Origin of the sequence: Modestobacter versicolor (assembly GCF_041028285.1) — a bacterium.
Taxonomy (GTDB): domain Bacteria; phylum Actinomycetota; class Actinomycetes; order Mycobacteriales; family Geodermatophilaceae; genus Modestobacter; species Modestobacter versicolor_A.
In genome coordinates, this window is record NZ_JABGDB010000005.1 from 260690 (window position 1) to 281905 (window position 21216).

Consider the following 21216-nt stretch of genomic DNA (forward strand, 5'->3'; position numbering starts at 1 on the left):
GATTGCGTGGATGTTTCCCGTGGAACGTCAGGACCCGCGGTACGTGGAGTACGCGAACGGGCTCAGCAGCAGCGGCACGTGGTGGTGGTCGGCGGGCTCGGCGACGGCGAAGGTGAGCACCACCTCCGGCCAGAAGGTCTCCCGGCCCTGCTCGGCCGACCACGGGCCGGTGCCGAACACCAGCCGGTGCGGGCCGGTGGCGGTCGGGTCCTCGACGAGCCGGCAGCGCCCGTCGTCGTCCGTGGTGCCCTCGGCGACCAGGCCGTGGGCGTCCAGCAGCTGCACCCGCATCCCGGCCGCAGGCCGGCCCAGCACCGCGTCCAGCACGTGCGTCGACACGCTCATGAGACCAGCGCCCGGACCCGCAGCGCCGTGATCTGCGCCAGCTGCTCGGTGACCTCGGCGCGCTCGGCCTCCGGGGAGTTGCCCAGCCGGCGCTGCAGCTCGGCCAGCATCTCCTCCGCCGAGCGGCCCGCGGCCCGGATCAGGAAGACGTGGTCGAACCGCTCCTCGTAGGCGCGGTTGCCCTCGAGCACCGCCGACCGCAGCGCGTCGTCCGCCGTGCCCATCGCGCTCTGCTCGCGCCGGGAGGCCTCCGCCTCGGCCGACGAGCCCTCGACCCGGTCGCCGATCCGCGGGTGCGCGGCCAGCGCGGTGGTCACCTGCCGCCAGGACAGCGCCCGGGCCAGCTGCTCGGCCTTCTCCACCACGGCGTCCGCCGACGGGTACGGCCGGCCGGCGGCCAGCACCATCGCGAACGCCGGGACGGCGAGGCAGCTGTGGGCCAGCTCCGCGGCGCGGCCGGCCGGGGCGGTGTTGAAGCGGGTCAGCGCGTCGTCGGTCGGTGCACGGTCGGTCGGGGCGGCGTCCACGTGAGGGAGGATGCCAGGCCATGGTCCCCGAGCACCTCCTCGCCGAACTCGACGCCCGGCTGCGGCCGGTCGACGCCGCCCGGCTGGCCGCCTTCCCCGGGGAGCCGTCGTCCCGGCAGCCCGTGCACACCTGCTACGTGCCGGCCGACGCCGTCGTCCCCGGGCTGGTCGCGGGCTGGGGGAGCGCGGCGCTGGCGGCGCTGGACGAGCACGGCCTGCCGGACCTGGGCCTGGACGCCGGCCTGGTCGCGCAGGTGCTGCCGCGGGTGCGGGCGAAGCTGGCCACCGAGCCGGTCGAGGACCTGCGGGTGGACGCCGAGGACGGCTACCGGGGCGCGCCGGACGACGAGGACGGCGACGTCACCGCGGCTGCCGCCGTGCTGGCCGCCGAGCCGGCGCTGCCCCCGTTCCTCGGCGTCCGGGCCAAGTCGCTGGAGGAGGCGACCCGGCGGCGCGGCGTGCGCAGCCTGGACCTGTTCCTCACCGGGCTGGCCGGCGCGGGCCGCGAGCGAGCGGTGGTCACGCTGCCCAAGGTCACCGCGGTGGAGCAGGTCAGCGCCTTCCTCCCGGTGCTGGACGCGCTGCAGGACGCCACCGGCCTCGCCCTGGACCTGGAGCTGCAGGTGGAGACGCCGCAGGCGGTGCTCGGGCCGGACGGGACGGCGACCCTGGCCCGGATGCTGCACGCCGGCGCCGGGCGGGTGACCGGGCTGCACTACGGCACCTACGACTACAGCGCCTCGCTCGGCATCGCCGCCGCGCACCAGTCCTCCGACCACCCCGCCGCGGACGCCGCCAAGGAGGCGATGCAGGTGGCGGTGGCCGGCACCGGCGCCCGGGCCGTCGACGGTTCGACCAACGTGCTGCCGGTCGGCCCGACGGCCGAGGTGCACGCGGCCTGGCAGCTGCACGCCCGGCTGGTCCGGCGCGCGCTGGAGCGCGGCTTCTACCAGGGCTGGGACCTGCACCCGGCCCAGCTGGTCACCCGGTACGTGGCCACCTACGCCTTCTTCCGGGCCGCACTGCCCGCGGCGGCGGCCCGGTTGGCCGCCTACGTCAGCCGGGTCGAGGGCGGCGTGCTCGACGAGCCGGCGACCGCGCGGGCGCTGGCCACCGTCGTCCTGCGCGGGCTCGACTGCGGCGCGCTGGACGTCGCCGAGGTCGAGCAGGCCACGGGTCTGGACCGGCCGGCCCTCGACGCGCTGGCCGGCCGCCGCCCCCGCTGACCCGACACGCCGACGACCTGCCGCCGGTGCGGGAGGGTGCTGGTCAGCCACCGGTCACCCCGCGGAGCAGGTGCGGGGGGCCGGGGTGGTTGCCCTCGACCGGGGTCGATGGATGAGAATGCAACGAACCCCCGAGCTCCTGTCCCCCGAGAGGTGCCGTTGTCCGCAGTCCGAGGCCAGCCCGTGCGCTCCCTGCAGCGCGCCCGGGAGGACGGCGGTGGCCGCCCGGCCCCGGTCGCCGCGGAGCCGTGCGCCCACGGCCACGCCGCCGCCGTCATCGGCTCGGACGAGCAGCTCCGGGCGGCCGCGGTCCCGTGGCTGGAGGCGGGGCTGGCGGCCGGCGACCTGACGGTGCTCTCCTGCGACGAGGCGACCGCCGACCTGCTGCGGGCCGAGCTCGGTTCCCCGGCCGCACTGGTCAGCGAGCCGCGCGCCTCGCTGCGCGGCGTCCGCCCGCCGGACGGCGTGCTCGCCCTCCGCCGGCTGCTCGCCCGCGCCGCGGACGCGCCGTCGGGGCGGCTGCGCGTGCTGGGCTCCCCGGCCTTCGGTGCCGAGCCGCGGGACTGGCGCGAGGCCCAGCGCTACGAGTCGGTGCTCAACCGGCTGCTGGCCGGGTCCCCGGTCGACGCGCTCTGCCTGTACGACCAGCGGCAGCTCCCCGAGCCGGCCGCCGCCAGCGCCTCGGCCACCCACCCCGAGCTGCTCACCGGCGGGGTGCGCGCCGCGAACCCGGCGTTCCGGCGTCCCGGCGACTACGTCCGCGACCTGCCGCTGCTCCGCGAGCCGATGGAGCAGGAGGAGCCGGTCTACGCCGTCTCCGGCGCGCCCACCCTGGCCGACCTGCGCCACCAGCTCGCCGCGGTGCTCGCCGCCTGGGTGCCCGACCGGGAGCAGCGGGAGGACCTGCACCTCGGGGTCAGCGAGATGGCCGCCAACGCCTTCCGGCACGGCACGCCGCCGGTGTCGGCGAGGGTCTGGGCCTCCTCGAGCTGGATCGTCTGCACGGTCACCGACCGGGGCACCAGCTACCGCGACGAGCTGGCCGGGTTCCAGCCCGCGCACGGCGACGACCTGTCCCGCGGCGGCATGGGCCTCTGGCTGGCCCGCAAGCTCTGGGACCACGTCGACCTGCTCACCGGGCCGGACGGGCTGACCGTCCGGCTCAGCTCGCCGCTGCGCTGACCCGCCCGCCCCGCCGCCACGTCCGGGCCGAGGCGCCGGGTGCCCGCCCGGCCCGGTACCTCAGCCCTAAGGTGTCGGGATGATCGTGGTGACCGCGGCCGGCGGGTCCACCGGGACCGCGGTGGTGCGCGAGCTGCGCGCCCGCGGCGAGCAGGTGCGCGCGGTCGTCAGCCGCCGGGGGCCGCGCCCGGAGCTGACCGCGCTCGGCGCCGAGGTCGTGGTCGCCGAGCTGACCCAGTCGATGGCCTGGTCGGGGGTGCTGGCCGGGGCCGACGCGCTGTACCTGATCTGGCCGAACTTCGACCCGGACGAGCCGGAGGGGGCGCCGGCTCTCTTCGCCGAGGCGCGCCGGGCCGGGGTGCCGCGGGTCGTCTACCACTCGGTGCTCCGGCCGCAGCTGCGGGTGATGCCGCACCACGCCGCCAAGGACCGCGCCGAGGAGGCGCTGGACGCCAGCGGGCTGCGCAGCTGGCGGGTGCTGCAGCCGTGCGCCTACGCCGACAACATCGACGGCCAGCTGGAGGCGGTCCGGGCCGGCGGCGTGCTGCGCAGCCACTGGGGCCTCCGGACGGCGCAGTCGCTGGTCGACCTCCGGGACGTCGCGGCCGCCGCGGCGGTGCTGCTGACCGAGGACGGCCTGGACGGCGGGACGTTCGAGGCGGCCGGCCCCGAGGCGCTCACCGCCCCTGACCTGGCCCGCCTGATCGCCGACCGGCTGGGGGTCGAGGTGGTCGCGCAGGACGTCGTCCCCCGCGGGGAGGTGCCGACGTCCTACGCCGGCCGCTGCCGCCGCACGATGTTCGACCACTACCGGGCGCACGGCTTCACCGGCAGCCCCCGGGTGCTCACCGACCTGCTGGGCCGCGCGCCGCGGACCTTCGCCGAGCACCTCGCCGACCTGCCCGTCCCGGGCCGGGCATGAGCGGGCGGCGCCGGTGAGCGACCCCACTACGGTGCAGCGCGTGGGCGACGCCATGGACGTGATCCTCGAGCAGTGGGCCCGGGAGCGACCCGACCTGGACTGCTCGCCGATGGGGGTCATCGGCCGGATCAGCCAGCTGCAGCGCGAGGTGTTCCTGGCCCAGCGCGCCACCTTCGCCCGGCACGGCCTGGACGCGCCGTCCTTCGACGTGCTCGCCGCGCTGCGCCGGGCCGGGGCGCCCTACCAGCTGACCCCGACCGCGCTGATGCGCACGGCGCTGGTCACCTCCGGGGCGATCACCCAGCGGCTGGACCGGCTGGAGGAGAAGGGGCTGATCACCCGGGGCCGCAGCGAGGCCGACGGGCGGGCGGTCGTCGTCACGCTCACCGAGGAGGGCCGGCAGGCGCTGGACACCGCGCTCCCCGACCACCTGGACACCGAGCGCGGGATGCTCGCCGGCCTGTCGGCGGAGGAGACCGAGCAGCTCGCCGGCCTGCTGCGCCGGTGGCTGGTCACCCTCGGTCGGGTCCCCGGGAGCACCCCCGACCCCAGCTAGTCCGTGGCCTCGTGGACGACGGGCGGTGCGCCCTCGCGCCGGTCGACGATGGTGAACCGGTGCCACAGCCCGCTCAGCTGCAGCGGCCGGGTGACCTCGCTGCCGTGCACGACCAGGGTGAGGTCGACGCCGCGCGGCTGGCACATCTTCTGCAGCTGCACCAGGGCGGACATGCCGGCGGAGTTCATGAAGGACACCTCGCTGGTGTCCAGCTCGACCCGGCGGAGCTGGGGCGCGGTGAGCAGCAGGTCGGTGAGCACCCGGACCAGCGGCCGGCGGGCGTTCTCGGTGAGCTCGCCGACCAGCCGGACCGCGGCGTGCTCGGCGTCCTGCTCGGTGACCGTGACCTCGACACTGGGATCAGCCTCGTCCATGCCCGTGTCCTGCCCGGCCCGGACGCCGTTCATGCCGGTCGCGGCTACGGTTGAGTCCTCAACGACCGTGATCCCCGGAGCCGCCCCGTGTCCCAGCCCGTCCTGCAGGTCGTCGTCGGCAGCACCCGTCCCGGCCGCAAGGGCCTCGCCGTCGCCCGCTGGGTGCAGCAGCTGGCCGAGGCGCACGGCGGTTTCGACGTCGAGCTGGTCGACCTGGCCGAGGTGGGGCTGCCGGTCTTCGACGAGCCCGAGCACCCGCGGCTGCAGCGCTACAGCCACCAGCACACCCGGGACTGGAGCGCGGTCGTCAGCCGCGCCGACGCGTTCGTGTTCGTCACCCCCGAGTACAACCACTCGTTCCCCGCGGCGCTGAAGAACGCGCTGGACTACCTGAACGCCGAGTGGGCGGACAAGGCCGCCGGCCTGGTCTCCTACGGCGGCGTCTCGGCCGGGCTGCGGGCGGCGACCGCGCTCAAGCCGGTGCTCACCGCGCTGCGGATGGTGCCGGTCGTGGAGGCCGCGACCATCCCGTTCTTCACCCAGTTCCTCACCGAGGACGGCCGCTTCGAGCCCAACGAGCAGCTGGCCGCCGGCGGCACCGCGATGCTCGACGAGCTGCTGCGGCTCACCACCGCGCTGCGCCCGCTGCGGCACCCGGTCGGGCAGCCGGTCGCCTGAGGCCCCGGCGACCGGGCCCGCTCAGCGGCTGAGCAGCAGCAGGCTGTACGCGGCCAGCGAGGGGCTGTCGGTGAACCGCCCGTCCCGCACCATCGCCCGGAACTCGGTCTCCGGGACGAACGCCGTGCGCATGTCCGCCTCGGACTCCTCGCGGGCGGTCTCGCCCTGGGTGAGGCCCTCGGCCAGCCAGACGTCGAACTCCTGGGTCATCAGCCCCGGCGCGAGGTCGAGGTGGCCCAGGTGGTGCAGCGCGGCGGCGCGCAGGCCGGTCTCCTCGGCGAGCTCGGCGCGGGCCAGGGCGTCGGCGGCACCGTCGTGGCCGGCCGGCCAGGTGCCCTGCGGGAACTCCCAGGAGCGCCGGCCCAGCGGGTGGCGGAACTGCTCGACCAGCCAGAACCCGTCGCGCTCCGCCGGGATCACCAGCCCGAAGTGCGCGCGCTCCACCACCCCGTAGACGCCGGTCGAGCCGTCGTCCCGCTCGACGGCGTCCTCCCGGACCCGGATCCACGGGTTCCGGTACACCTCCCGGCTGCTCGTCGTCCGCATGCGACCTAGCCTGGCAGACCGGGGAGGACGGCTGATGACGGAGCGCAAGCCGCAGGGCATGACGTTCGAGACCTGGGTCGAGCAGCAGATCCGGCGGGCCGCGGACGAGGGCGCCTTCGAGGACCTGTCGCTGAGCGGCAAGCCGCTGCCCCGCCGGGACCGGGACAAGACCAGCTACGAGTGGGCGCTGGAGTGGGCCCGCCGCGAGGAAGCGGACGTCGCGGCGATGCTGCCGACCGGGCTGGCGCTGCGCAAGGAGCGCGAGGAGCTGCCGGGCCGGGTCGCCGCGCAGACCTCGGAGGACGCCGTCCGCGCCCTGGTCGAGGCGCACAACGACCGGGTCGACCAGTACTACCGGCGGCCGGTCGACGGCGTCTGGGTGCCGGTGGGGATGGCCGACGTCGAGGAGGTGGTCGCCGGGTGGCGGCGGTCCCGGCCGTCCGTCCCGCCGCCCGTCCCGCCGTCCGCCCAGCCGCCCGGGCCCCCGGCTGCCCCGCCGTCCCGGCGCCGTGGCTGGTGGCGGCGCCGGGCGGGGTGAGGGTCAGTCCTCCGCGTCGTCCTCCTGCTCGTGCTCGTGCTCGTGCTTGGCCTCGAGCTCGCGGGTGGCCATGCCGCCGTGCCCGCCCTCGTCGTGCTGCCCCGGGTGCAGGTTGACCGTCTCGTCCTCGTGCGGCTCGCTCATGCCCCCAGCCTGCCGACCCCGGCCGGTGCGCGCTGGGCGAGGGCTTCGCGCTGGGCGAACGCGCGCCGCGGGTCGACGCTCGGGGGCCGGGTAGGTGCAGGGCCCCGAGGAGACGAGGTCCACCATGACCGAAGTGCCAGGAACCGACCGCGACCAGGCCCGTGAGGACGTCCTGCGGGAGACCCCGCTGGTCCCGGAGTCCGTCGAGGACTCCGACGACGACCCGCGCAGCACCGACGACCCGACGAACACCGGGGACGAGGGCCAGACCGGCGACAGCGCCAAGCCCGGCGGCGACAGCTGACCTGAGCCGGCTCGAGCCCTGCCCACAGGTGTGGGCAGGGCTCGAGCGGTGCCGGACCTCCTACAGGAGGTCGAACTCGTTGTAGGCGTCGCCGCCGGAGAGCAGCGCGTAACCCGGGCCGCGGTCGAAGAACGGCTCCACCTCCGGCCGGCCGGCGCGCAGCGAGGAACGCAGCTCCTCGGTCGCCGCCTCGTCCGCCGTCCCGTCCTCGCGCACGACGACGCCGTAGTCGCGGCGGGCGCCCTCCACGCTGACCTTGCGCCAGGCGAGGTCGCGCAGCACCTCCTCGACCGGGCGCTCCAGCGGGTCGCCCCAGCCGCCACCCCCGGTGGTGCGCACCCGCACGACCGTGCCGGCCTTCAGCGGCTCGGCGTCGGCCAGCGCGTCGACCTCGTGCTCGTCGGGCCCGCCGGGGTCGACCGTGATCGAGAACGGCCGCCCCGCCTTGCCGCCCTTGACGCCCCAGCAGGCCAGGATCGAGCGGTCGGCGATCGACATGAAGTGCGCGTCCCGCAGCACGCGGATGTCCTTCTCGTACCCGCAGCCCCCGCGGTGGCGGCCGGGGCCGCCGGAGTCCACCGCCAGGCCCAGCCGCTCGATCCGCAGCGGGAAGCGCGACTCGGTGAACTCGGTCGGCAGGTTCCGGGAGTCCGGGACGACGTGGATGGTGTCCTCGCCGTCGGCGTAGTACCGCCCGCCCGAGCCGCCGCCGAGCACCTCGCGCATCAGGTACGGCTCGCCGTCGGCGTCGGTGCCGTAGACGCCGGTGTAGCGGATCGTCTCCTGGTCGGCGGGCATCCGGCCGCCGGTGGCCTTGGCCAGCACCCCGGCCAGCACGCCGAGCAGCCGCAGGATCACGAACGTCCGGGCGTTGGTGGGCGCCGGGAAGATCGGGGTGAGCAGCGTGCCCTTCTCCGGGAAGCGCATCTCGATCAGCGGGACGACGCCCTCGTTGACGTCGAGCTCGGCCATCCGCTCCGGGGTGGCCGCCAGGTTGCGCAGCACCGGTGCCAGCCACTTCTTGAGGAAGTTGCCGTCGGCGTAGTCGCCGCAGTGGTTGATCGGCCCCTTGGCCTGCGGCCCGGTGCCGGTGAAGTCGATGACCAGCGGGACGTCCCGGGTCGAGTCCATGGTCAGGGTGATCCGCTGGCGGTGCAGCTGCGGCTCGTCCACGCCGTCGTGCTCGGCGTAGTCCTCCCACACGTAGGTGCCGTCGGGGATCTGGGACAGCACCTCGCGCCGGTACACCTCGGTCGAGCTGGACAGCAGCGCCTCGAAGCAGGCCTCGACCGCCTCGACCCCGTACCGGTCGAACAGCTCGCCCAGCCGGCGGGCGCCGGCCAGGCAGGCCGAGCACTCGGCGTCCAGGTCGGCGGCGAGCGAGTCGGGCATCCGCGAGTTGCGGGTCATGATCGTCAGCGCCGCCTCGTTGCGGACGCCGCGGTCCCACAGCTTGATCGGGGGGACCATCAGACCCTCCTCGAACACCGACGTCGCGGCCGAGGGCATGGAGCCCGGCACCGCGCCGCCGATGTCGTCGTGGTGGCCGAACGCCTGCACGAAGGCGACGACGGTGGGCTCGCCGGCCACGTCGGCGAACACCGGCACGGTCACGCACAGGTCGGGCAGGTGGCCGATGCCGCCCTCGGAGAGGTAGACGTCGTTGTGGAAGTAGACGTCGCCGGGGTTCATCGTCGGGATCGGGTGGTCCCGGACGACGGGGTGCACCAGCGCGGAGTACGACCGGCCGGTGAGCTTGCGCAGTTGCCGGTCGTGGATGCCGGCCCGGAAGTCGTGGGCGTCGCGGATCATCGGCGAGCGCGAGGTGCGACCGATCGACGTCTCGACCTCCTTCTCGATCGCCGCGAGGGTGCCGGCGACGATCTCGACCAGGACAGGGTCGGCGGCGGGCTTGCTCATCGGTCGTTCTCCCTCGTCAGCAGCAGGTTGCCGAACCGGTCGACGGTGGCGACGAAACCGGGGTGCACCGGCACGGTCGAGCCGAACTCCTCCACGACCGCCGGGCCGACGACGACGTCGCCGGGCGCCAGGTCGGGCCGCCAGTGCAGCGGCGCCTCGGTCCACGCGTCGAAGAACACCCGCCGGGTGCCGGTGACGGACCGGTCCACGCCACCCTCCTTCGCCGCCAGCTCGACGACGTCGGGACGGCGGATCGGGCCGATGCCGCTGACCCGGAGGTTGACCCACTCCACGGCCTGGCGCGGGTCCTCGGCGAAGTCGTAGCCGTAGAGCTGGGAGTGCGCGGCGTGGAAGGCGGTGGCCACCGCGTCCAGCGCGGCGTCGTCCAGCGGGCCCGTGCCGACCGGCACCCGCACCTCGAAGGCCTGCCCGACGTAGCGCAGGTCGGCGGTGCGCTGCATCCGCTGCTGGTCCCGGGCGAAGCCCTCTTCGTCGAGCGCCGCGGCGGCCTGGTCCTCCAGCGCCGCGTAGGCCGCGGCGACCGCGTCCGGCGCCAGAGTGGCGTGCCGGGACACCATCGTCTGCACGTAGTCGTTGCGGACGTCCACGGTGAGCAGGCCGAACGCGCTGACGTTCCCCGGGTTCGGCGGCACCAGCGTGCGCGGGAGGCCGAGCACGTCCATCAGCCGGCAGGCCAGCAGCGAGCCGGACCCGCCGAACGTGGTGAGCGTGAAGTCCCGGACGTCGAGGCCGCGGGCGACGGTGACCTGGCGCAGCGCGTTGGCCTGGTTCCACGCCGAGATCTCCAGGATCCCGGTGGCCAGCTGCTCCACGCCCATGTCCAGCTGCCCGCCGAGCCGCTCGAGGCCGGCCCGGGCGGCGTCGACCGACAGCGGGATCTCCCCGCCGAGCAGGTGCGGGGGGATCCGGCCGAGGACGACGTGCGCGTCGGTGACCGTGGGCTGGTCCCCGCCGTTGCCGTAGCAGATCGGGCCCGGGTCGGCGCCGGCCGACTTCGGCCCCACCTTGAGGGTGCCCTCCGGCGACAGCCAGGCGATCGAGCCGCCGCCGGCGCCGACGGTGACCACGTCGATCATCGGGATCTTGGACGGGTAGTCGCCGACCGAGCCCTCGGTGGTGAGCGTCGGCTCGCCGTCGATGACCACGGTGACGTCGGTCGAGGTCCCGCCGCCGTCGCAGGTCAGCACCCGGTCGTGGCCGGCCGTGCCGGCGATCAGCGCCGCGCCCAGCGCCCCGGCCGCCGGGCCGGAGAGCATCGTGGTGATCGGCTGGTTGACCACCTCGGACGCGCTGAGCACGCCGCCGTTGCTCTTCATCACGTAGAAGGGGACGTCGGGGGCGATCTCGTCCAGCCGGCGGCGGATGTTGGTGACGTAGGCGCCCACCTTGGGCTTGACCGCGGCGTCGACCAGCGTGGTGACCGAGCGCTCGTACTCGCGGTACTCGCGCAGCACCTGCGAGCTGATCGACACCACCGCGTCCGGGTGCTCCTCGCGCAGCACCGCGAGCATCGCCCGCTCGTGGGTGTCGTCGGCGTAGGCGTGCAGGAAGCAGACGCCGACGGTGGTGATGCCGGCGTCCCGGAAGAACCGGGCGGCGGCCACGGCGTCGTCCCGGTCGAAGGGGCGGACCTCCGCGCCGGAGACGTCGAGCCGGCCGCGGACGGTGCGGACCAGGTCGGCCGGGACGATCCGCGGCGGCTTGACCCAGAAGTAGCTGTTGCCGTAGCCGTCGGGCACCGACTGGCGGGCGATCTCCAGCACCGACTCGTAGCCCTCGGTGGTGATGAACCCGATCCGGTCCAGCTTGCCCTCGAGCAGCTGGTTGGTGGCCACCGTCGTCCCGTGGCTGACCGCGGTGACGGCGCTGCCGTCCAGGCCCAGCTGGCCGAGGACCTTCTGCACGCCGGCGAGGAAGCCGTCGGCCGGGTCGCCCGGCGTGGAGGGGGTCTTCGTCGTCCAGACCTCGCCGGACTCCTCGTCGACGGCGACCACGTCGGTGAACGTGCCCCCGGTGTCGATCCCGATGCGGACGCGCCGAGCACTCATGCCGAGAAACCTTAGCGGTGAGATACCTGCACGGGAAGGGACGTGGCGTGGTGACCGATGAGCCCGGCCCGCCCCGGAAGTCCGTGGAGCATGACGGACGACGACCTGCCCGCGATCGGCGCGCCCGCGCGCCGGGCACTGCACGGCGCGGGGGTCACCCGGCTCGACCAGCTGCCGGCTCACACCGAGGCGGAGGTCGCGGCCTGGCACGGGGTGGGGCCCCGGGCGGTCGGCGTGCTGCGCGCGGCGCTGGCGGAGCGAGGGCTCTCGTTCCGTCGGTGAGCGGTCCTACGGTGGCGTCCCAGCCGGATCCCCAGGGAGGCTCCCGTGCCCGACCGTCCGCGCACGACCCTGACCAGCACGGTGCTCGGCACCCCCGACCCGCGCGGCCTCGCCCGGTTCTACGCCGCGCTGCTCGACTGGCCGATCGGCACCGACGAGCCGGAGTGGGTGACCCTGCGCCCGGGCGGCCCGGGGCTGTCCTTCCAGCTGGAGCCCGACCACGTGCCGCCGGTCTGGCCGCAGGGGCCCGGTGACCAGCAGATGCAGCTGCACCTGGACATCGAGGTGGACGACCTGGTGGCCGCCACCGGGTTCGCCCAGTCGCTCGGGGCGCGGGTCGCCGAGTTCCAGCCGCAGGACGACGTCCGGGTGCTGCTCGACCCGGCCGGCCACCCGTTCTGCCTGTACACCCCGGGCGGCTGACCGCCCGGGGTGTCCGCTCAGGCCCCTGCTCGGGCCCCTGCTCAGGCCCCTGCTCAGGCCTCGGCGGTGGTCCGCACCCCGAGCCGCTCGCGGAGGAAGTCGACGACCTGGGCGCGGGCCTCGTGCGTCGGGTGACCGGGCGTCTCGACGTCCTTGCTGGTCAGCACGCTGTGCTCGGTGCTGCTGATGCCGGCCGGGTTGCCCGGCCGCGAGTTCAGCGGGATCGGCAGCCAGCCGTCGCCGAAGGTGGCGCGGAGGGCGCGGAAGCGGTCGGCGGGCGCCCCCTTGTCCTCGCTGAAGCGCAGGCCGACCAGGCAGAGGCCGTCGTCGGTGACCCGGGTGGAGATCGCCTCGCGCTCGCGGTCGGACATGCCGAGGTCGCGGCGGCGGCCCGTGGTGAGCGGCAGCGGCAGCGAGGGCTGGCTGGCGACCGGCGCCAGCACGGCGGGGTCCGCGGCGCTGGCCAGGGCGAAGCCGCCGCTGAAGCACATCCCGATGACGCCGACGCCCGGGCCGCCCACCCGGTCGTGCACCCGGCGGGCCACCGCCCGGACGTACTCGGCCACCGGCCGGTCGGCCCGCCGCGCGAAGGCGCGGAACTCCCGGCTGATGCAGGCGCCGGCGAAGGACCGGGCCGCGTAGCCGGGGGACGGCGGCCGCCCCGGTTCACCGAACAGCGAGATGACGGTGACCGTGAAGCCGGAGTCGACCAGGTGGTCGGCCAGCCCCAGCACCGCGGGGGTCATGCCCGGGATCTCCGGCAGCAGCACGACCCCGGGGCCGGACCCGCGCGTGTAGAGGTCGTGGGTGATGCCGGCGTTGGTGAAGGGCTCGACGGCCCAGCCGGTCAGGACGGAGGACGACGGCTCTGTCATCGGCTGATCGTGGGGCACCAGCCGCCCGGCGTCGAGCCCTCGGGTGCGCGGCGCCGTCCGCGATCGTGCGCCGATCGTCGTCTCCCGGCCCCGGACACGACGATGAGTGCACAACGGCGGCAGCCGGTTCAGTCGGCGAGCGAGCGGAGGATGCGGCCCAGCTCGGTGCGGTCGGCGGGGGACAGCCGGGCGAAGAGCTCCTCGGCGTCGGCGGCCCGGGCGGCGTCCACCTCGCGCTGCACCCGCCGGCCGTCGTCGGTGGGCGTGAGCACCACGGCCCGCCGGTCGGCCGGGTCGGCGGCGCGCACGACCAGGCCCCGCTCCTGCAGCCCGTCGGCGACCTCGGTGGCCGAGCGCGGCGCGATCCGCAGCGCCTCGGCCAGCTCCGAGAGCCGCATGCCGTCGCGGGCGCAGACCACCCGCAGCGCCCGGGCCTGGTGCGGGGACAGCTCCCACGGCTCGAGCACCGCGCTGAACCGGCGGCGCAGCGTGCGGGCCAGCCGCATCACCAGGTCCCCGAGCAGCGCCGTCCCGTCGTCGGGCCGCGGGGAGTCGGGCCGCGGGGAGTCGGTCCTCGGGGAGTCGGTCCTCGGGGAGTCGGCCACCCGGGAATCGTAGCCATGGCTGTGCGGTTACCACACCGTGAGGTAACCTCAGCATCAATCCGAAGGGGTGGTCGCTTGGACGACAACACCAACACCGGGGGCCGCCGCGGCGGCCGACCCGACCCGGCCGACAAGGCCCAGCTGGAGCGCTCGCCCGTGCGCTGGAGCCGCGTCGTCGGGCTGTTCGGCCCGTACCGCTGGCAGCTGGCCCTCGTGGTCGCGCTCATCGTGGCCTCCTCGCTCGCCGCGCTGGCGACGCCGTTCCTCGTCCGGCTGGTCATCGACGAGGCCCTCCCCGCCCAGGACGTCGCACTGCTCGGCTGGGCCGTCGCCGGGATGGTCGCGGTCACCGCCGTCACCGCCGTCCTCGGCGTGCTGCAGACCTGGCTGTCCACGACCGTCGGCCAGCACGTCATGCACGGCCTGCGCACCGCGGTCTTCAGCCACCTGCAGCGCCAGTCGCTGGGCTTCTTCACCCGCACCAAGGGCGGCGAGGTGCAGTCCCGGCTGACCAACGACATCGGCGGCATGCAGTCGGTGGTCACCTCGACCGCCACGTCGCTGGCCGCCAACGCGACCACGGTCGTCGGGACCGCCGTCGCCATGGCCGTGCTGAGCTGGCGGCTGTCGCTGCTGTCCCTCGTCGTCCTGCCGCCGGCCATCTGGCTGACCCGCAAGGTGGCCCGGATGCGCCGCACCATCACCGCCGAGCGCCAGCGGTACCTCGCCGACCTGCACTCCCAGGTCGAGGAGGGGCTGAGCGTCAGCGGGGTGCTGCTGGGCAAGACGCTGGGCGCCGGGCCCGCGCAGTCGCGCCGGTTCGCCGGGACGTCGGACGACCTGGTCGGGCTCGAGGTCCGCTCCCAGCTCGCCGGCCGCTGGCGGATGGCCACCATGAGCATCGTGTTCGCCTGCATCCCGGCGCTGATCTACCTGGCCGCCGGCCTGCCCGCGACGTCGGGCGGGATGACCATCGGCACGCTGGTCGCGTTCACCACCCTGCAGGGCGCGCTGTTCCGCCCGCTGATGGGCCTGCTGGACGTCGGCGTCGCGCTGACCGCCTCGATGGCGCTGTTCAGCCGGGTGTTCGAGTACCTCGACCTGCCCGTCGACATCGACGACCCGGCGCACCCGGTGCCGCTGGACGACGTCCGGGGCGAGGTGCGGTTCGACCACGTCGGCTTCTCCTACGCCGACGGCCACCGCGCCGCCCTGGACGACGTGGACCTCGTGGTGCCCGCCGGCGCCACGCTCGCGCTGGTCGGCGAGACCGGGTCGGGCAAGTCGACGCTGGCCTCGCTGGTGGCGCGGCTCAACGACCCGACGTCCGGGCGGGTGACCATCGACGGCACCGACGTCCGGGACGTCGCGCTGGCCGACCTGGCCCGGGTGGTCGGCGTCGTGTCGCAGGAGACCTACCTGCTGCACGGCACCATCCGGGAGAACCTGCGGCACGCGAAGCCCGACGCGACCGAGGCCGAGATGGTCACCGCCGCCCGGCGGGCCCAGGTGCACGACGTGATCGCCGCGCTGCCGGACGGCTACGACACCGTGGTCGGCGCCCGCGGGCACCGGTTCTCCGGCGGGGAGAAGCAGCGGCTGGCCATCGCCCGCACGCTGCTGCGCGACCCGCGGGTGCTGGTGCTCGACGAGGCGACCAGCGCGCTGGACAACGCGACCGAGCGGGCGGTGCAGCTGGCGCTGGACGAGGCCAGCCGGGGCCGGACGACGATCACCATCGCCCACCGGCTGTCGACGGTGCGCGACGCCGACCTGATCGCGGTGCTCTCGCACGGCCGGGTCGTCGAGCAGGGCACGCACGCCGAGCTGATGGCCCTGGGTGGGCGGTACGCCGACCTGGCCGGCGCCGCCGAGCGCGAGGTCGCCCTCGTCGGCTGACCCTGCTCCGTTCCCCTCTGGGTGCGCGCGGGAGCCCCCGCCCCGGTTCGGGGCGGGGGCTCCTGGGCGCGATCGCCGGGCGGGGTCAGCCCTGGGCGAGCTTGGAGACGTGCTCCCACTGCCGCCACTCGGCCAGCCGGGACTCGTAGTCGCGGGTGGCGATGCCCAGCGGCCCGTCGCCGAAGAAGACCCGCAGCGGCGGGTTCTCGGCGTCCACGACCTGCAGGACGGCGGCGGCGCTGGCCGTCGGGTCGCCCGGGGTGGCCACCCGCGCCCGGCGCTGCTCGGCGGCCTTCTCCCGGAAGGTGTCGTAGGCCGGGTTCGGCTCGGCGTGCTTGGCCGAGGCGCCGCCCCAGTCGGTGGAGAACCCGCCGGGCTCGATCAGCGTGACCTTGATGCCGAAGTCGGCGACCTCGGCGGCCAGCGACTGGCTGAACGCCTCGAGCGCCCACTTGGAGGCGTTGTAGATGCCGATGTTCGGGAACGCGGTGATGCCGCCGATGCTCGACACCTGCAGGAAGTGCCCGGAGCCCTGCGCGCGGAGGTAGGGCAGCGCGGCCTGGGTGACGAAGAGCGCGCCGAACACGTTGGTGTCGAACTGGGCCCGCGCCTCGGCCTCGGAGACCTCCTCGACCATCCCGAACTGGCCGTAGCCGGCGTTGTTGACGACGACGTCGAGCCGGCCGAAGTGGTCGTGCGCCCGTGCCACGGCGGCGAACACGGCGTCCCGGTCGTCGACGTCGAGCTGCAGCGGCAGGACGCGGTCGCCGAACTGCTGCACCAGGTCGTCGAGGGAGGACGTGTCCCGGGCGGTGGCGGCGACGCTGTCGCCGCGCTCGAGGGCCGCGACCGACCACTCCTTGCCGAAGCCGCGCGATGCGCCGGTGATGAACCAGGTCCTGGCCATGGGTCTCTCCTCTGCTGTGGTCCTGCTCCGCTGCTGTGGTCGTGCGTCCGAGGGAGCCCAGCGCACAGGGGCCCGGTTGTGTTCCGGGACCACGTGACGGTCACCGCACCCGGAATGCCGGGCGCTGCCGTCCGCCTTGGCCCCGGTATGGACTTGTTCTCCCCCGTCACCCTCGGCGACCTCGAGCTCGCAAACCGTGTCGTCATGGCCCCGTTGACCCGCATGCGGTCCGGGGCGGCCGGCGTCCCCGGGGACCTCGTCGTCGAGCACTACCGCCAGCGAGCCGGCCTCGGCCTGATCATCACCGAGGGCACCTACCCCCGGTACGAGTCGCAGGCCTTCGTCGGCCAGCCGGGCATCGTCACCGACGAGCAGGTGGCCGGCTGGCGCCGGGTCGCCGAGGCCGTCCACGCCGAAGGCGGCCGGATCGTCATGCAGGTCATGCACGGCGGCCGGGTCACCCACCCCGACGTCAACGGCGGGCGCCGGGTCGAGGCGCCCAGTGCGATCGCCATCGAGGGCGCCGGCCACACCGAGAAGGGCAAGCAGGCCTACCCGGTGCCGCACGCGCTGACCGTCCAGGAGGCCGGCCAGGTCCGGGACGACTTCGTCGCCGGCTCCCGCCGCGCCATCGAGGCCGGCCTGGACGGCGTGGAGCTGCACGTCGCCAACGGCTACCTGTTGCACGAGTTCCTCTCCCCTGCGTCCAACCAGCGCGACGACGTGTACGGCGGCAGCCCGGAGAACCGGGCGCGCTTCGTCATCGAGGTCGTCACCGCGGTCGCCGAGGCCGTCGGCGCCGGCAGGGTGGGCCTGCGGATCTCCCCCGAGCACAACATCCAGGGGGCCCTGGAGACCGATCGGGACGACGTGCTGGCCACCTACGGCACGCTGCTGGACGCGCTGCGCTCGCTGGGCCTGGCCTACCTGTCGGTGCTGCACGCCGAGCCGGCCGGTGAGCTCGTCCAGGAGCTGCGCCGCCGCTTCGCCGGCCCGCTGATCGCCAACAGCGGCTTCGGCACCGTGACCACCCGCGAGGAGGCGGTGCGGCTGATCGAGGCCGCGCACGCCGACGCCGTCGCGGTGGGACGGCTGGCCATCGCCAACCCCGACCTGGTCGAGCGCTGGGCCGGCGAGCACCCGGAGAACGAGCCTGACGCGGCGACGTTCTACGCCGTGGGCGCCGAGGGCTACACCGACTACCCGGTGCTGGCGGCCAGCCGGGGCTGAGCGCCGACGGAAGGGCCCGGCGCCTGCGGGCTGCCGCGCCCTTCCGCAGGGCCGCCGCTGCAGTTGTGCTCTGCACCGATCTGGGTGAGGGTCCAGGGTGCCCCGGGTCTGCCGGACACCGACCCGGGCGACGACGAGGACGGGCACCGCTGCATGAGCACCACCGGACGTCGCACGTCCCACCGGGTCACCTTCGCGGTCCTGGCGACCGGGGTGATCGCCTTCTCCCTGCTGCAGTCGCTGGTCACCCCGGTGCTGCCGACCCTCGAGGAGGGGCTGGGCACCAACCAGTCCGACGTCACCTGGGTGCTCACTGCCTACCTGCTGTCGGCGTCGATCTTCACGCCGATCCTGGGCCGGCTCGGCGACATGACCGGCAAGAAGCGGATGTTCGTGGCCGCGCTGGGGGCGCTGGCGGTCGGCTGCCTGATGGCCGCGCTGGCCGACGACCTGACCACGATGGTCGTCGCCCGGGTGGTCCAGGGCGTCGGCGGCGGCGTGCTGCCGCTGGCCTTCGGGATCATCCGCGACGAGTTCCCGCGGGAACGGGTGGCCGGTGCGGTCGGCGCCGTCTCCGCGCTGGTCGCGGTGGGCGCCGGCGTCGGGCTCGTCGTCGCTGGTCCGATCGTCGAGGCGCTCAGCTACCACTGGCTGTTCTGGTTCCCGCTGATCGTGCTGGTCCTCGCCGGGCTCTCCGCCCAGTTCCTGGTGCCGGAGTCCCGGGTGCGCACCGCCGGCTCGATCAACTGGCCGGCCGCCCTGCTGCTGTCGGCCTGGTTGGTGGCGCTGCTGCTCGCGGTCAGCCAGGCGCCGTCCTGGGGCTGGGGGTCGGTCGAGGTGCTCGGTCTGCTCGCCGCCGCCGTCGTCCTGCTGGTCGGGTGGGTGGTGGTCGAGTCCCGGGCGGCGCAGCCGCTCATCGACATGCGGATGATGCGGGTGCGCGGGGTCTGGGCGACCAACCTGGTGGCGCTGCTCTACGGGATGGCGATGTACGCGGCCTTCGCCTTCCTGCCGCAGTTCCTGCAGACGCCGCCCTCGGCGGGGTACGGCTTCGGCGCCACGGTCACCGAGTCGGGCCTGCTGATGCTGCCGCAGACCGTCGCCTCGTTCTTCCTGGGGCTGGTGTCCGGGCGGCTGGCGCAGCGGATCGGCTCGAGGATGGTGCTGCTGGCCGGCACGATCGTGACCGCGGTCGGCTACCTCGGGTTCGCGCTGGCGCACGACACGCAGGCCGCGATCCTGGCCGTGTCGGTGCTCATGGGCGTCGGCTTCGGGTTCGCCTTCGCCTCCATGTCGAACCTGATCGTGGCCTCGGTGCCGCCGGAGCAGACCGGGGTGGCCAGCGGGATGAACGCGAACATCCGCACCATCGGCGGGTCGATCGGGGCCGCCGTGATGGCCTCGGTGGTCACCGCCGGCGCCGGCGCGTCCGGGCTGCCGGCCGAGTCCGGCTACACCCACGGGTTCCTGGTGCTCACCGGCGCGCTGGTGCTGGCGGCCGGTGCGACGCTGCTGATCCCGGCCGTGGGCCGCGACCCGCGGACGCACCAGGAGCCCGACGTCCCGCTGCGCCACCCCGAGGCCGCGCTGGTCGCCGGCGGGACCCTGGTGGGCGACGGCCCGGAGTGACACGCTGCCGGGCATGAGCACCCGGTCGTGGCTGTCCGTGGCATCCCGGCACTCCGCGCTGTCGATCGCCTCGGAAGGCTCGTTCCTGTCCATCGGCAGCGTCGGCTCGTTCGCCTCGATCGGCAGCGTCGGGTCCTCGACGTCGCTGCTGTCGGTGGGCAGCTGGATGTCGGTCGGCTCGGCGCTGTCGGCGCAGTCCGTCGGCTCGGTGCTGTCCTGGCGGTCGGTCGGTGGGGCGTCGAAGGCGGCCTGCGTCGCCAGCGCCGCCGTCCTGGGGCTGGTCCTGGCCGGACGGGACGGATGACCGCCACCGTCGACGGGTACCTCGCCGGGCTGCCGGACGACGTCCGGGCCCGGATGGCGGAGGTGCGCCGGATCGTGCACGAGGTGGTGCCGGACGCCGGGGAGACGATCAGCTACGCGATGCCGACGTTCACCCTCGACGGGTTGCCGCTGCTGCACGTCGCGGCCTGGAAGCGGCACATCGGGCTGTACCCGCTCCCTGCGCTGGACCCGGACCTGGCCGCGCTGGTCGCTCCGCACCGGGGCGCCAAGGACACGATGCGGTTGCTCCACGTGGAACCACTGCCGGCGGAGCTGCTGGCCCGGGTGGTCCAGGCGATGGTCGACCAGCGCGGCTGAGCCCGGGGGGCGGCCGGTGGTGGCGGTCCGCCGCCGGACATGATGGCCCGGTGGAGATGATCGTCGTCGCGGACGCCGCCGAGCAGGCCGGTGCGCTGGTGGGGCGCCTGCTGCTGCCCGTCCTCGGGATCGTGCTGGTCGTGCTGGGCAACCGGAGGCGCGCGGCGGCGCGCCGCTCACCGGTGCCGCAGTCGACCGGGAAGGGCCTGCGCGTCACCGGCTGGGTGCTCGTGGTCGTCGGCGTCCTGGGCGCCCTGGCCGCCGGCGTCAGCACCGCCCCCTGACTCCCCCGGGCGGTCAGTCGTCGCGGTTCGGCCGCGTCTCGCGGTAGGTCGCGGCCGCGTCGGCGAGGAAGGTGGCCACCGTCGTCCGGGAGTGCTCGTCGAGGCCGTCGATGAGCGCGTCCAGGCGGGCGAGCAGGGCCGCGATGTGCTGGGCGGCCTGCTCGGCGGTCGCCGGGTGCACGGTGACGACGACCTTGCGCCCGTCCGCGGCGTGCCCATCTGGTCCGGCGGTGACGGACGGCGGCACCCGGCCGCACGCCGGGTGCCGCCGGGCGCCGTGCGGCGTCAGTCCGTCGTGCCGTCCCCGCGGTCGGGGCGCTGCGGCCGGTCGCCCAGGCTGCTGTCCACCCGCTCGGTGACCCGCGCCTCCAGGTCGGCCAGCCGCTCGTCGGCCTCCTCCTGGGTCAGGTCGCCGTCGGTGACGGCCTGGGCGATGCGCTCCTGCGCGGCCGCGACCAGGGCGTCGACCAGGGTGTCCACGGCGACCCCCTGCTCCTCGGCGATCGAGGCCAGCGTGGCGCCGTCGGCCTGCAGGGCGGTGCGCAGGTCGTCCTCCGTCATGCCGAGAGCGGTCGCGGCGGCCTCCAGGCCTGGTCCACCGCCGGGGCCGCCGCCGTGCCCGCCCCCCGGACCACCGCCGGGGTCGGCGGCGTCCAGGGTCGCGGCCACCTCGTCGACCTGCTCCTGGGTGAGGGAGCCGTCGGTGACCAGCCCGGCCAGGGCCTCGGTGATCCGCTCGACCCGCGAGGTGCCCGTACCGGCGGGGTCCGAGGAGTCGGTGGCGGCCAGGGCGGGGACCGCGACGGCGGCGCCGCCGACGGCGAACAGGCCGGCGGCGGTGAGGGTGATCAGCTTCGTGCGCACGTGGGTGTCCTCCGAGTCCGGCCGGACCGTCCGACCGCTGCCCCCACCGTCGGAGACCCGCCTGTGCGCAGCCTGTCCCACCCCTGGGCCGCGCCCCTGACCTCGCCCGCCCGCGCCGAACTCGGCCATCTCCGCCCCGCCACCGCCCCCGGACATGGCCATGTTCGCCCCTCGACCAAGCCCGAAGATGGCCATCTTCGGCCCTCCACCGGCGCCGAACATGGCCATGTTCGGCGCTCTGGAGG

The 21216-nt window shown here is 75.0% G+C and carries 27 protein-coding genes; 15 read left to right on the forward strand and 12 right to left on the reverse strand.

The annotated features are described in order from the left end of the window. Positions 1-27: 27 nt before the first annotated feature. Positions 28-345, reverse strand: a complete 318-nt coding sequence (uraH, locus tag HL054_RS17385; protein ID WP_369140299.1) for a hydroxyisourate hydrolase — start codon at positions 343-345, stop codon at positions 28-30. Then, positions 342-872, reverse strand: coding sequence for a 2-oxo-4-hydroxy-4-carboxy-5-ureidoimidazoline decarboxylase (gene uraD, locus HL054_RS17390; protein ID WP_369140300.1), 531 nt, complete (start codon positions 870-872; stop codon positions 342-344). Before uraD ends, uraH begins: the two co-directional genes overlap by 4 nt. Before the next feature lie 20 nt (positions 873-892). Here uraD and HL054_RS17395 point away from each other — a divergent pair, with 20 nt between their 5' ends. From HL054_RS17395 to HL054_RS17410, 4 genes are all read left to right on the forward strand, one after another. Then, a complete protein-coding gene (locus HL054_RS17395; RefSeq protein ID WP_369140301.1) occupies positions 893-2098 on the forward strand; it encodes a DUF6986 family protein in 1206 nt (401 codons plus the stop codon). A gap of 183 nt (positions 2099-2281) precedes the next feature. Further along, a complete protein-coding gene (locus HL054_RS17400) occupies positions 2282-3280 on the forward strand; it encodes an anti-sigma factor RsbA family regulatory protein (protein WP_369140302.1) in 999 nt (332 codons plus the stop codon). 79 nt (positions 3281-3359) lie between these two features. Then, positions 3360-4202: an SDR family oxidoreductase gene (locus HL054_RS17405; RefSeq protein ID WP_369140303.1), complete on the forward strand. Its 843-nt coding sequence runs from the start codon at positions 3360-3362 to the stop codon at positions 4200-4202. Positions 4203-4242: 40 nt separating this feature from the next. Then, on the forward strand, positions 4243-4758 hold the full coding sequence (locus HL054_RS17410) for a MarR family winged helix-turn-helix transcriptional regulator (protein ID WP_369140304.1): 516 nt from the start codon (positions 4243-4245) through the stop codon (positions 4756-4758). On the opposite strand, the gene HL054_RS17415 is transcribed toward HL054_RS17410, so the two are convergent. Then, entirely contained in the window at positions 4755-5132 is a 378-nt protein-coding gene (locus tag HL054_RS17415) for an STAS domain-containing protein (RefSeq protein WP_369140305.1), read from the reverse strand. The two genes, HL054_RS17410 and HL054_RS17415, sit on opposite strands and share 4 nt — an antisense overlap. An 87-nt stretch (positions 5133-5219) precedes the next feature. Between HL054_RS17415 and HL054_RS17420 the strand changes: the two genes are divergently transcribed. After that, the gene (locus HL054_RS17420; RefSeq protein WP_369140306.1) at positions 5220-5810 is read left to right on the forward strand and encodes an NADPH-dependent FMN reductase; all 591 of its coding nucleotides are present in this window, start codon (positions 5220-5222) and stop codon (positions 5808-5810) included. A gap of 21 nt (positions 5811-5831) precedes the next feature. On the opposite strand, the gene HL054_RS17425 is transcribed toward HL054_RS17420, so the two are convergent. Further along, the gene (locus tag HL054_RS17425) at positions 5832-6356 is read right to left on the reverse strand and encodes an NUDIX domain-containing protein (RefSeq protein WP_369140307.1); all 525 of its coding nucleotides are present in this window, start codon (positions 6354-6356) and stop codon (positions 5832-5834) included. Positions 6357-6390: 34 nt separating this feature from the next. Between HL054_RS17425 and HL054_RS17430 the strand changes: the two genes are divergently transcribed. Next, positions 6391-6894: a J-domain-containing protein gene (locus tag HL054_RS17430; RefSeq protein ID WP_369140308.1), complete on the forward strand. Its 504-nt coding sequence runs from the start codon at positions 6391-6393 to the stop codon at positions 6892-6894. A 3-nt stretch (positions 6895-6897) separates the two neighbouring features. Here HL054_RS17430 and HL054_RS17435 read toward each other — a convergent pair whose 3' ends face one another. Next, the gene (locus HL054_RS17435) at positions 6898-7038 is read right to left on the reverse strand and encodes a hypothetical protein (protein ID WP_369140309.1); all 141 of its coding nucleotides are present in this window, start codon (positions 7036-7038) and stop codon (positions 6898-6900) included. A 124-nt stretch (positions 7039-7162) separates the two neighbouring features. On the opposite strand from HL054_RS17435, the gene HL054_RS17440 reads away from it, so the two are divergent. After that, complete coding sequence (locus HL054_RS17440; protein WP_369140310.1) at positions 7163-7342, forward strand: hypothetical protein; 180 nt, start codon at positions 7163-7165, stop codon at positions 7340-7342. A 60-nt stretch (positions 7343-7402) separates the two neighbouring features. On the opposite strand, the gene HL054_RS17445 is transcribed toward HL054_RS17440, so the two are convergent. Then, entirely contained in the window at positions 7403-9262 is a 1860-nt protein-coding gene (locus HL054_RS17445; protein ID WP_369140311.1) for a hydantoinase B/oxoprolinase family protein, read from the reverse strand. Further along, positions 9259-11331: a hydantoinase/oxoprolinase family protein gene (locus tag HL054_RS17450; RefSeq protein WP_369140312.1), complete on the reverse strand. Its 2073-nt coding sequence runs from the start codon at positions 11329-11331 to the stop codon at positions 9259-9261. Before HL054_RS17450 ends, HL054_RS17445 begins: the two co-directional genes overlap by 4 nt. Positions 11332-11421: 90 nt before the next feature. Here HL054_RS17450 and HL054_RS17455 point away from each other — a divergent pair, with 90 nt between their 5' ends. Together HL054_RS17455 and HL054_RS17460 are read left to right on the forward strand one after the other, a co-directional pair. Continuing rightward, on the forward strand, positions 11422-11613 hold the full coding sequence (locus tag HL054_RS17455) for a DNA-binding protein (RefSeq protein WP_369140313.1): 192 nt from the start codon (positions 11422-11424) through the stop codon (positions 11611-11613). A gap of 45 nt (positions 11614-11658) precedes the next feature. Next, positions 11659-12036 (forward strand): VOC family protein, encoded by a 378-nt coding sequence (locus HL054_RS17460; RefSeq protein ID WP_369140314.1) that lies wholly within the window; start codon positions 11659-11661, stop codon positions 12034-12036. Between the two features lie 53 nt (positions 12037-12089). On the opposite strand, the gene HL054_RS17465 is transcribed toward HL054_RS17460, so the two are convergent. Together HL054_RS17465 and HL054_RS17470 are read right to left on the reverse strand one after the other, a co-directional pair. Then, positions 12090-12911 (reverse strand): dienelactone hydrolase family protein, encoded by an 822-nt coding sequence (locus HL054_RS17465; RefSeq protein ID WP_369140316.1) that lies wholly within the window; start codon positions 12909-12911, stop codon positions 12090-12092. A gap of 128 nt (positions 12912-13039) precedes the next feature. After that, the gene (locus tag HL054_RS17470; RefSeq protein ID WP_369140317.1) at positions 13040-13516 is read right to left on the reverse strand and encodes a MarR family winged helix-turn-helix transcriptional regulator; all 477 of its coding nucleotides are present in this window, start codon (positions 13514-13516) and stop codon (positions 13040-13042) included. A gap of 75 nt (positions 13517-13591) precedes the next feature. Here HL054_RS17470 and HL054_RS17475 point away from each other — a divergent pair, with 75 nt between their 5' ends. After that, entirely contained in the window at positions 13592-15415 is a 1824-nt protein-coding gene (locus HL054_RS17475; RefSeq protein WP_369140318.1) for an ABC transporter ATP-binding protein, read from the forward strand. Between the two features lie 85 nt (positions 15416-15500). On the opposite strand, the gene HL054_RS17480 is transcribed toward HL054_RS17475, so the two are convergent. Then, positions 15501-16322, reverse strand: coding sequence for an SDR family oxidoreductase (locus tag HL054_RS17480; RefSeq protein ID WP_369140319.1), 822 nt, complete (start codon positions 16320-16322; stop codon positions 15501-15503). Positions 16323-16469: 147 nt separating this feature from the next. Here HL054_RS17480 and HL054_RS17485 point away from each other — a divergent pair, with 147 nt between their 5' ends. From HL054_RS17485 to HL054_RS17505, 5 genes are all read left to right on the forward strand, one after another. Next, a complete protein-coding gene (locus HL054_RS17485) occupies positions 16470-17552 on the forward strand; it encodes an alkene reductase (protein ID WP_369140320.1) in 1083 nt (360 codons plus the stop codon). 153 nt (positions 17553-17705) lie between these two features. Beyond that, positions 17706-19181 (forward strand): MFS transporter, encoded by a 1476-nt coding sequence (locus HL054_RS17490; protein ID WP_369140321.1) that lies wholly within the window; start codon positions 17706-17708, stop codon positions 19179-19181. Between the two features lie 13 nt (positions 19182-19194). Beyond that, positions 19195-19485 (forward strand): hypothetical protein, encoded by a 291-nt coding sequence (locus HL054_RS17495; RefSeq protein WP_369140323.1) that lies wholly within the window; start codon positions 19195-19197, stop codon positions 19483-19485. Beyond that, entirely contained in the window at positions 19482-19823 is a 342-nt protein-coding gene (locus tag HL054_RS17500) for an iron chaperone (protein ID WP_369140324.1), read from the forward strand. The genes HL054_RS17495 and HL054_RS17500 overlap by 4 nt, the downstream gene beginning before the upstream one ends. Before the next feature lie 50 nt (positions 19824-19873). Beyond that, a complete protein-coding gene (locus tag HL054_RS17505) occupies positions 19874-20107 on the forward strand; it encodes a hypothetical protein (protein ID WP_369140325.1) in 234 nt (77 codons plus the stop codon). A 13-nt stretch (positions 20108-20120) separates the two neighbouring features. Here the strand turns inward: HL054_RS17505 and HL054_RS17510 are convergent, their stop codons facing one another. Together HL054_RS17510 and HL054_RS17515 are read right to left on the reverse strand one after the other, a co-directional pair. Then, the gene (locus HL054_RS17510; protein ID WP_369140326.1) at positions 20121-20354 is read right to left on the reverse strand and encodes a hypothetical protein; all 234 of its coding nucleotides are present in this window, start codon (positions 20352-20354) and stop codon (positions 20121-20123) included. A gap of 38 nt (positions 20355-20392) precedes the next feature. Then, complete coding sequence (locus tag HL054_RS17515; RefSeq protein WP_369140327.1) at positions 20393-20971, reverse strand: hypothetical protein; 579 nt, start codon at positions 20969-20971, stop codon at positions 20393-20395. Positions 20972-21216 lie beyond the last annotated feature (245 nt).

Coding starts and splice junctions, on each gene's coding strand:
- HL054_RS17450 (WP_369140312.1), bottom strand. CDS start 11,331: ATGAGTGCTCGGCGCGTCCGCATCGGGATCGACACCGGGGGCACGTTC.
- HL054_RS17405 (WP_369140303.1), top strand. CDS start 3,360: ATGATCGTGGTGACCGCGGCCGGCGGGTCCACCGGGACCGCGGTGGTG.
- HL054_RS17480 (WP_369140319.1), bottom strand. CDS start 16,322: ATGGCCAGGACCTGGTTCATCACCGGCGCATCGCGCGGCTTCGGCAAG.
- uraH (WP_369140299.1), bottom strand. CDS start 345: ATGAGCGTGTCGACGCACGTGCTGGACGCGGTGCTGGGCCGGCCTGCG.
- HL054_RS17465 (WP_369140316.1), bottom strand. CDS start 12,911: ATGACAGAGCCGTCGTCCTCCGTCCTGACCGGCTGGGCCGTCGAGCCC.
- HL054_RS17485 (WP_369140320.1), top strand. CDS start 16,470: ATGGACTTGTTCTCCCCCGTCACCCTCGGCGACCTCGAGCTCGCAAAC.
- HL054_RS17435 (WP_369140309.1), bottom strand. CDS start 7,038: ATGAGCGAGCCGCACGAGGACGAGACGGTCAACCTGCACCCGGGGCAG.
- HL054_RS17425 (WP_369140307.1), bottom strand. CDS start 6,356: ATGCGGACGACGAGCAGCCGGGAGGTGTACCGGAACCCGTGGATCCGG.
- HL054_RS17445 (WP_369140311.1), bottom strand. CDS start 9,262: ATGAGCAAGCCCGCCGCCGACCCTGTCCTGGTCGAGATCGTCGCCGGC.
- HL054_RS17430 (WP_369140308.1), top strand. CDS start 6,391: ATGACGGAGCGCAAGCCGCAGGGCATGACGTTCGAGACCTGGGTCGAG.
- HL054_RS17415 (WP_369140305.1), bottom strand. CDS start 5,132: ATGGACGAGGCTGATCCCAGTGTCGAGGTCACGGTCACCGAGCAGGAC.
- HL054_RS17455 (WP_369140313.1), top strand. CDS start 11,422: ATGACGGACGACGACCTGCCCGCGATCGGCGCGCCCGCGCGCCGGGCA.
- HL054_RS17440 (WP_369140310.1), top strand. CDS start 7,163: ATGACCGAAGTGCCAGGAACCGACCGCGACCAGGCCCGTGAGGACGTC.
- HL054_RS17495 (WP_369140323.1), top strand. CDS start 19,195: ATGAGCACCCGGTCGTGGCTGTCCGTGGCATCCCGGCACTCCGCGCTG.
- HL054_RS17500 (WP_369140324.1), top strand. CDS start 19,482: ATGACCGCCACCGTCGACGGGTACCTCGCCGGGCTGCCGGACGACGTC.
- HL054_RS17490 (WP_369140321.1), top strand. CDS start 17,706: ATGAGCACCACCGGACGTCGCACGTCCCACCGGGTCACCTTCGCGGTC.
- HL054_RS17395 (WP_369140301.1), top strand. CDS start 893: ATGGTCCCCGAGCACCTCCTCGCCGAACTCGACGCCCGGCTGCGGCCG.